This window comes from Xenorhabdus hominickii, assembly GCF_002632725.1.
Lineage (GTDB): Bacteria > Pseudomonadota > Gammaproteobacteria > Enterobacterales > Enterobacteriaceae > Xenorhabdus > Xenorhabdus hominickii.
The window spans coordinates 341302-347882 of record NZ_NJAI01000006.1 but is presented as its reverse complement, the minus strand read 5'-3'; the positions used below and the strand labels follow the sequence as shown (position 1 = coordinate 347882).

12 protein-coding genes and 1 pseudogene are annotated in these 6581 nt (G+C 44.8%); 5 read left to right on the top strand and 8 right to left on the bottom strand.

The window, feature by feature from the left end; translation table 11 throughout:
• From Xhom_RS18560 to Xhom_RS18530, 7 genes are all read right to left on the bottom strand, one after another.
• On the bottom strand, window positions 1-147 hold a 147-nt coding region (locus Xhom_RS18560; protein WP_244590785.1), incomplete at its 3' end, for a ParD-like family protein.
• A gap of 112 nt (window positions 148-259) precedes the next feature.
• Window positions 260-490 (bottom strand): KilA-N domain-containing protein, encoded by a 231-nt coding sequence (locus Xhom_RS18555; RefSeq protein WP_069315681.1) that lies wholly within the window; start codon window positions 488-490, stop codon window positions 260-262.
• Window positions 491-618: 128 nt separating this feature from the next.
• On the bottom strand, window positions 619-1392 hold the full coding sequence (locus Xhom_RS18550) for a Thoeris anti-defense Tad2 family protein (RefSeq protein WP_069315680.1): 774 nt from the start codon (window positions 1390-1392) through the stop codon (window positions 619-621).
• A gap of 307 nt (window positions 1393-1699) precedes the next feature.
• A complete protein-coding gene (locus Xhom_RS18545; protein ID WP_069315679.1) occupies window positions 1700-2044 on the bottom strand; it encodes an antiterminator Q family protein in 345 nt (114 codons plus the stop codon).
• Window positions 2044-3675, bottom strand: a complete 1632-nt coding sequence (locus Xhom_RS37095) for a DUF7146 domain-containing protein (protein WP_099139819.1) — start codon at window positions 3673-3675, stop codon at window positions 2044-2046. The genes Xhom_RS18545 and Xhom_RS37095 overlap by 1 nt, the downstream gene beginning before the upstream one ends.
• The gene (locus Xhom_RS18535) at window positions 3669-4058 is read right to left on the bottom strand and encodes a hypothetical protein (RefSeq protein WP_069315677.1); all 390 of its coding nucleotides are present in this window, start codon (window positions 4056-4058) and stop codon (window positions 3669-3671) included. Before Xhom_RS18535 ends, Xhom_RS37095 begins: the two co-directional genes overlap by 7 nt.
• 41 nt (window positions 4059-4099) lie before the next feature.
• Window positions 4100-4390, bottom strand: coding sequence for a hypothetical protein (locus Xhom_RS18530; protein WP_069315676.1), 291 nt, complete (start codon window positions 4388-4390; stop codon window positions 4100-4102).
• Between the two features lie 288 nt (window positions 4391-4678).
• On the opposite strand from Xhom_RS18530, the gene Xhom_RS18520 reads away from it, so the two are divergent.
• The 4 genes and pseudogenes from Xhom_RS18520 to Xhom_RS18505 all read left to right on the top strand — a co-directional run bounded on the left by Xhom_RS18520 (window position 4679) and on the right by Xhom_RS18505 (window position 5866).
• On the top strand, window positions 4679-4903 hold the full coding sequence (locus Xhom_RS18520) for a hypothetical protein (protein ID WP_069315675.1): 225 nt from the start codon (window positions 4679-4681) through the stop codon (window positions 4901-4903).
• The gene (locus Xhom_RS30595; protein ID WP_069315674.1) at window positions 4896-5129 is read left to right on the top strand and encodes a hypothetical protein; all 234 of its coding nucleotides are present in this window, start codon (window positions 4896-4898) and stop codon (window positions 5127-5129) included. The genes Xhom_RS18520 and Xhom_RS30595 overlap by 8 nt, the downstream gene beginning before the upstream one ends.
• Window positions 5129-5477 (top strand): annotated as a pseudogene (locus tag Xhom_RS18510) (KilA-N domain-containing protein); the annotation flags it as partial. The gene Xhom_RS30595 and the pseudogene Xhom_RS18510, both read left to right, overlap by 1 nt.
• A 197-nt stretch (window positions 5478-5674) precedes the next feature.
• Window positions 5675-5866, top strand: a complete 192-nt coding sequence (locus Xhom_RS18505; RefSeq protein ID WP_069315673.1) for a helix-turn-helix domain-containing protein — start codon at window positions 5675-5677, stop codon at window positions 5864-5866.
• On the opposite strand, the gene Xhom_RS18500 is transcribed toward Xhom_RS18505, so the two are convergent.
• A complete protein-coding gene (locus Xhom_RS18500) occupies window positions 5823-6419 on the bottom strand; it encodes a site-specific integrase (RefSeq protein WP_069315672.1) in 597 nt (198 codons plus the stop codon). The genes Xhom_RS18505 and Xhom_RS18500 overlap by 44 nt on opposite strands.
• Before the next feature lie 52 nt (window positions 6420-6471).
• Here Xhom_RS18500 and Xhom_RS49230 point away from each other — a divergent pair.
• Window positions 6472-6581: IS1 family transposase (locus Xhom_RS49230; protein WP_338063730.1), on the top strand; the 110-nt coding region annotated here is incomplete at its 3' end.

The window sequence follows — 6581 nt, the reverse complement described above, 5'->3', positions numbered from 1 at the left end:
GGAGTATGGTAAATCTGGGTTATCTTCGGCGATACGACCTATTTTTGCCCAATGCTCGATTTGCTTTGGCACACTCCTGCTTGACGCTTCTGCGTGGATTTTTACATCACTCACGAAGTCATCATCTAAACGGATACTAATAGCCATTTGCGTATTCTCTCTGCGGGATTTGTATTACATGCGATGTGAGACGCATACGCCTTTGGAAGCGCACTTATAATATGCGCCATTTTGTCAAATAATGCAATCTTTTGTCGCGTTAAATGATTGTATGGTTGCGCGATATGCCATAACCAATTGAATTAGTTCCGATATCGATAGACAATTCTAATAGGAATGATTTTGAGATATTATTTTCTAGATAATGCCCAAGCTGCTTACCCGCAGCTTTACACATCGCTGTTGCGTTAATGTATCCATCGTATGCACGTTGAGCGATTACCACATTATTTTCTTCACGAGCAATAAGTGGTAAGTCTAACTGTTTCATCCAACCTCTGTCCTAATTGCGTCAGATGAACACTCTAGCTTGTATATATCTCAAACAAAATGACTTTTCGTAGTTATGTGACAAAGGCCACGCCATGCGCAGCCTTGAATTCAGTATGTAGATTTGGGTTATTTCCAGTTAAAGCAAAAATGCAGTGTTTTATTTACGTTTTGTTTCAATAGAGCACCTAATTTTTGGGCATCATCGTTTGTATATTGCCCAATAAATTCGTATGGTTTTTGTCCTACCATATTTTGGAGAGCAGTACTACTACCAAGATGATAAGGTACACCATTAACACTAACAGTAAGGTCTTTTGCAAATAATTCGACCATCTTCTGGTAACCTGCTTGAGTACTACCAGATGAAACTCCAATCAAAATTCCCCGATAATTATCCGATCTACCTTGCCATGCGAAATAAGAAAATTTGATAATATCTGTGTTATTTTTCAGGGTAGCCAGCGAGCCAAAAGGACCTTCGTGAGCAGGACCAACTGCAGATTCATTGTCAGCAAGATATCCCCAATCCAGTTCATTATCAGAATATTTTCCTGTTCCTATTTTAAGATCAAACGCCAGCATACAATCATCTTGTTTCAAAAAACTCCAATCACAAGCCATCAGATCTTCCTGTGTTGGCTGCCAAGATGTCAACATGCCATGTTTATCGCGTTTCTGAATGCTGGGAGCTATATCGTTGCCATTGCCGGGAACAAGATGTATGTACTCATCAGGTGCATCCCAATCACTACGATGCACCTGATGCCCTAAATACACTTGAATCAGCGCCCATGGGGAGGTACCAACTGGAGCCGCTATAGCATCAATCTTATATTGGTCTGGATTAAACGGACACTTGAGGTCAGCGTTATCATTTTCTGGCTTATTAACTTCAGACATAAATCCCTCACTTTATTATTCGTTAAAGGTCATTTCATCCTACTGCTAAATTGCCAGTTAATATTACTTAGGTCAGGTTTTTATCTCAATTGAATAACCATTGGCGGAATTAATACGCCTTAAAATAAGGTGGCGTATTATAAAATCTGTCTGTTAGTCGAGTGCATGATTCAGTGAGTTGTATATTTGAAGTTTGGTGCTGATAGCTGACCTCGTTTCGTGAGGCTGACGGTTAGGGATATCACTCTAACACCAGACGCAAGATAACATTGTCACCATGACAATGTGTTTTGCCTTCTTGAAATATTCATCTAAATATCCCGCAAGTTTCTATAAAGGTTTCTGCGACCATAAGATTTTGCCGTATTTTTCCCTCAGAACACTTCTTTTTTCTGGCTATTTCTGATTTCGAAATATCGTGAATGTAGTGCAATTCAATTAACTCAAATTCATCTGTACGACCTGATTTTATTAATTGACCTACAGCGCCATCTACAGCAATGCCGTCATTATCACAGCAAGAGGGCCTTGATTTTGATGTATAAGGCAATAAGCCTTTGAAGCCTGCCGCGATAGGTGAATAATTAATGCTGCTATTTCCGCTTGCTGCCCATCCACCCCAGCGCTCCAATACCATCTGAATATCACGCATTATGCTGTCTCCCGCTGCTTTTTCACGTATTCCCGTTCTCTGGCTTGACAACCCTGCTGGAGCAGGTCGTTAAAATCCCCCAGATCGGGGTATCTGACGCTCACCTTTTCAATATCGTTGTTCGCCAGTAAATTTTTATTTGCACAGGCATAGGCTGCCGCTTCCCCGGTGGCGCTCCAGTCATTATCTGCAAAAATAATGAGGTGCTTAACGCCCCGCGGGGCGATAAATTTCGCCATATGCCCGGCGTTCATGGTTGACCACGTATTCACCTTGTAGATCTGCTTACAGGACAAGGCGGTCTCAATCCCTTCGGCAATGCCCAGCGTGGAAGCTACCGGAAACATCCGAATCGCCACGGATTGAGCATGATCAAGATAAGTCTCTTCCTGAAGTGACATCATCTTTCTGGTGACTTCCAGCGGGGCTTTTTTCTCCCCGTCCAGATAGGTTCGGTGCAGGTAACACAACTGGCCGCGTGCATCTGTCGCCAGTGCCCACATTGCCTGATAATCCCCCTTATAGGTCGGCTGCTTTTCACAGAAGCGGATTTGCTCAATTGGGTGATGGCTGTAAATTCCCCGGCGCTGGAGGTATTTTTCTGCCGAGGTGCCTTTCAGTTCCGGCATGCGTGAGTAAAGGGTGATTATCTTTTGGCGGTTACCGATTGACTGTAACCAACGGATCTCTGACTTGGTGGGGCGGGCATAAATGATGCAGCGGACATCACTGTCAAAACCTGCCACCAGTACGCCCACATTGACGATAATTTTCGTCGCACCCTGCCCAAATTGATGAATGATCAAATCCCGTTCATCTTGAGGGGTATTAGCGGTCATGATCTCAGCATTTATCCCGGCACGGTTGAATTCGACCGTGATAAAGTTGGCGTGGCTGACATTGACACAGAAGCAGATAGTGGGCTGATTTTCGCCCAGCTTAAGCCAGCTACTGACCACATCCCCCACCAAATCAGCCCCGCACATGATTTCGGCTATTTCATCTTCCTTGTAATCGCTGCCGTAGTCGTCATTGCGGGCAGACTTCACCTTGCTTAAATCGGGCTTGGTCGGGGCGTAAAACTCATACGCGCTCAGGTCACCACGCTGGATTAATTCTTTTATCGTGGTGGGCTTTATCAGCTTCTGATAGTAGTGACCCAAGAACGGCGAGAAAGGCGTACCCGACAGCCCTACCACCTTACAGTCTGTTTCCGAGGTCAGCCGGGTAATTTCTTCCAGTATCTTTTTGCGTTTCAGGTGCGCTTCATCAATCACCAGCAGATTAATGTTTTCGGGAAAATCACGGCGTATTAGCGTGTCAGCCGACGCAATCTGAATCAGCTTTGACGGGTCTTGATTGGGATGGTCACGCCAGATATACGCGATTTCATCCTCCGGTAAGCCGTACTCGATAAAGCGCTGGGCAGTCTGATTTATCAGAACAAGGTATGGGCAGATCATCATGACCTTCATCCCCTTGGATACAAAGCCCCTCGTGATGAAGGCAGATAACCCAGTTTTGCCCGCACCTGTGGGGGCGTAGACCATGAACGAATTAAAATTCTTCCACTCCTGACGCAGCATGTTTAAGGCGCGTTCCTGTGCAAAGTTAGGGGTAATTTTCAGCATCCTTTCGCCCCCTGTTTATTTTTTATAGTAACCGTGCGATACTTTGTCTCGGTAACCGCATCTGTATTACCGATTGCAAGAACCGAATCAGTCTTACCTACCAAAGTTTCGCTGTTCGGTTTCTTGCACCCTCTTACATTTCCCTTCTCAGTTAACATTGATACCCTCACTTGAATAATTTCCACTGCCAGAGGACAAGCCTTTTTCTTATTCCCATTTGGACGTCTAGCCACCTGTCCCATTTTGTAACCCCTACAGTGATCTATATTAAGATCTGAGTTCTTCCTCTTGGCTGTGCCTTCCCTAACACCCCTTTCAAAGATCACCCCCAAACCCCCTAGAAAGTTTTCCCCTCTTCCCCATGTACTATCAAACTGATACATGGGTGTACTCTCTAGCGGGTACAACCTCAAAACTGAACCGCTCACTGTGTCGATACCTCCATCGGCTGTTCTGTGTAACCCTTCATCGATCTGTAATTCTTTTTGAAAAACAGCCTGAGCCATGTGTTGGCGGCTGTAGCCCCTGTGTTATCCCTGCTGTGTGGCACAGGATCTTCATCCCGCCGAACTTTGTAGACATAGGCGTATTTATCCCTCGCATACTCCCTCATGGTTGGTTTCATGGCTGACAGAATCTCTTTAATCCATTCTGCATCGCCCGGCTGATAAACTTCGGGCATCACTACGTTGCTAAAATCACGAAAAGTCGCCATCACAGAACACCCAACAACAACCACGCTCCCCATATCGGAAGCACCACCAGCGCCAGTGCATAGACCGTAATTGCCTGAAAGTTATTCATGAGCACTTACCTCTGTGGGCGGTGGAAATACTTTAGGCAGATCGGGGCGTAGCTCGTGTTTGTACGGAATATCAGGATTAGATATGACAGAGAATTGCCACGTCCTCTGCCTGCTTAATGAAGTTTGGCGACAACATCAATCAGCGTTATGGCAACCCTCAGTTTGTTGTCATGCCATGCCGGGTGTAAGGGAAACGCTATGAAAATCGAATATCAGGATAAAGGCAGCACAGCACAAATCATCCTTGCCAGCTTTATTACAGAACGCCGCACACACAATCGTTGTGTTGATGCTGCCCTGTTGGCCACACCTGTTCGGGCTGCTTCTTCCGGGGTGTTTTTCAGAAGAACGGTGATCACAGGCAAAGCCAATCACATGATGCGGGCTTACAAAACCATTTGCAGGGAGGCAGACCGTGACTAAGAGACACCGCCAGCGGGCAGACATTGATGATGTGCTTGTTAAGGCCACATTCCACATTGACGCCGGCAGGGATCACACGCAGCGGATTATCCACCACATGAGACGTAACTTTTACATTCATGAGGGCATCAGCCCTCCTCTGCCACCCGCACCCAAAGTGGCTGAAGTGAAGTTAACACCGATGAAGACGGCAGGCAAAGACCGCAATAAGCGAGGCAAAAAATAATGAAAGGCAAACTATTACCCGTGGTTGTCGGTGTTGAAATTCCCCTTGATGAATTCGGGCGCTACAACCTGAACACATTACACAAGGCCAGTGGTGAGGGTGAAGAAAAAGCACCAAACAGATGGCTCAGAAGCAAGTATGCAAAGGAACTGATTGCAGAACTGGAGGCTAAGTTACTGAAAAGTATTCAAACGCCAGATTTGGCGTCTGCTCAGAAAGCCGTCGATTCCGCTCACGGAGGTACTTCACCGGGTACTTACGCTCACGAGCTGATAGCTGTTTCTTACGCGGGATGGATTCGACCGGATTTTCAGCTTGATGTGAACCAGGCATTTATCGATTTCAAATCGGGAAAATCAAACATCGGGATTAATGCTCTGCCGTCTCTCGATCACATGGTTGGACGATTTGATGAGTTACGCCACCAGCTAGCAAAGGATGAAAAGAACGAAGCTTATTTTTGAAGCGACATGGAGTGACACTGTCACTCTGGCGAGTGTAGCTAAAATAGTTTTGAAGAACAGGTATCAGAAAGGAGGTGCGTGATGGAAGAGTCTGAATATATTACCACCAGTGAATTGGCTAAAAAATTACGGGTTAAACCCAATACCATCCGAACATGGTGCGGGAATGGGAAACAGAAAAAAGACGGTTTCCCCAAACCCAGATTTAAAGGCAGAGAACTCCATTTCGCTAGGCAAGATGTTGAGAATTGGGAGAACGGGAAACAATTTTAGTTACCTTATTCCACCAAAGTTCATATGCCTCTCTCTGCTCATTTAGGTAGGTGTGCTTGTCGTACACCTGCCATATGCCCGGTAATTTATGCCCTATCATAATCTCAGCTACATGAGGCGGCGTTAATTCAGACACACCTGTCCTCATGGTTCTGCGCAAATCATGGATTGACCAGAAGGTGTAAGAATCATCAAAGTATTTGGACATTTCTTTGTTAAGTCTTTCGATCAATTTAGTATGCCCAGATTTAGAAAACGGCTTTTTTTCAAACGTAACAAATAAATATTCACTACCATAGTTTAATCTTTTTACTTGCTCTATTAACTCCTTAGCCGCTGGAATAATGGGTCTAACGATAGGTTTTTTAGAGCTTCTCCCTGTTTTATGATTTGCAGGAGGGACGATCCAAATATTTTTTTCATAATCGAAATCATTAACTTTGGCTTTCAGTAATTCACCCACACGGCACCCAAATAACAGACATAATTTTACCATTAGTGCATTTCTGGGATTATATCTTGAGTTATCAATAATACGAAAAAGAACGGTCATGTATTAAATAGTTAGTTGTTGTGATATGCTTCCCGCCTTTTAAGGGTAAAGCATGGCCAAAGTTGACGTCTATTGCCGTTATTGTCACAAATCAGAACATGTCAAAGGACATGGAAAAGGGAATGGCGGACATCCTCGTTATCGTTGCTATACCTGCTGTAA

What these genes read in the sequence shown, in the direction of transcription:
- Xhom_RS18555 (WP_069315681.1), bottom strand. Translation starts at nt 490, where the DNA reads ATGAAACAGTTAGACTTACCACTTATTGCTCGTGAAGAAAATAATGTG.
- Xhom_RS18530 (WP_069315676.1), bottom strand. Translation starts at nt 4,390, where the DNA reads ATGGCGACTTTTCGTGATTTTAGCAACGTAGTGATGCCCGAAGTTTAT.
- Xhom_RS18545 (WP_069315679.1), bottom strand. Translation starts at nt 2,044, where the DNA reads ATGCGTGATATTCAGATGGTATTGGAGCGCTGGGGTGGATGGGCAGCA.
- Xhom_RS18535 (WP_069315677.1), bottom strand. Translation starts at nt 4,058, where the DNA reads ATGTATCAGTTTGATAGTACATGGGGAAGAGGGGAAAACTTTCTAGGG.
- Xhom_RS18500 (WP_069315672.1), bottom strand. Translation starts at nt 6,419, where the DNA reads ATGACCGTTCTTTTTCGTATTATTGATAACTCAAGATATAATCCCAGA.
- Xhom_RS18505 (WP_069315673.1), top strand. Translation starts at nt 5,675, where the DNA reads ATGGAAGAGTCTGAATATATTACCACCAGTGAATTGGCTAAAAAATTA.
- Xhom_RS37095 (WP_099139819.1), bottom strand. Translation starts at nt 3,675, where the DNA reads ATGCTGAAAATTACCCCTAACTTTGCACAGGAACGCGCCTTAAACATG.
- Xhom_RS18520 (WP_069315675.1), top strand. Translation starts at nt 4,679, where the DNA reads ATGAAAATCGAATATCAGGATAAAGGCAGCACAGCACAAATCATCCTT.
- Xhom_RS18550 (WP_069315680.1), bottom strand. Translation starts at nt 1,392, where the DNA reads ATGTCTGAAGTTAATAAGCCAGAAAATGATAACGCTGACCTCAAGTGT.